This window comes from Shigella sp. FJ200513 (genome assembly GCF_040495915.1).
Taxonomy (GTDB): domain Bacteria; phylum Pseudomonadota; class Gammaproteobacteria; order Enterobacterales; family Enterobacteriaceae; genus ECMA0423.
In genome coordinates, this window is record NZ_JBDYCV010000261.1 from 1 (window position 1) to 698 (window position 698).

Annotated in this window: 1 protein-coding gene; it reads right to left on the bottom strand. The window is 56.0% G+C overall.

What is annotated here, in order from left to right; all coding sequences use genetic code 11:
- On the bottom strand, positions 1–698 hold a 698-nt coding region (locus ABZJ92_RS22095), incomplete at both ends, for a DUF968 domain-containing protein (RefSeq protein WP_050197859.1).

The following is a 698-nucleotide window of genomic DNA, read 5'->3' on the forward strand; positions in this document are numbered from 1 at the left end:
TTCTGTTGCTGGTGGGCGTGAGGCAGCGGCGCAAGATTTTTTGTGCGCTGCTTCAGTATGCTGGTGGCGGTCTGCTCTCCCGGCACGATGTCGCTTTCACGGTACATTGAGCGGATTTTTTCCGCACGCAACCCCAGCGAACGACGTAATACCGCTTCCGGTAGCGCGTCCGCCACCTGATTGCGGACCGCCCACCAGGATAATTCAGCCAGAGATAATTCACGCTCCTGCGTACCGCTTATTGCGTGACCGATGACGTCAATCATCCATGCTGACAGGTTTTGATGAGCAAGTTGCTCGAGTGATTCGGATGTCTGGTCACGCAGCTGGTTGTCGCAGTGCCAGCACAATACCATTGCGCCGGTACCATAACGGTGAATGACGGTTTCGCTGTGATGATAATCGCCGTGTGGCCACTGGCAGGATTTAATATGGCGCAACAGCCAGTCAGACAATGCGCCAGCACCACCAGCAGCACGAATCACCCGTGCGTTACTGAAAAACGGCAGCAATGTTTTGTCTTCCACTAGCGGCTGGCGAACGGCAGGAACGACCCCGGACGGCAGATTACGCATGCTTTTCGGTTCCGGCTCCACCAGTACCCGGGTATTGTGGAATACCGGCATGGATTCACGACCGGGCTTAAGGACCACCAGCCCGAGTTCCGGAACCAGAACAGGTCGAAGTAATACCCGCAC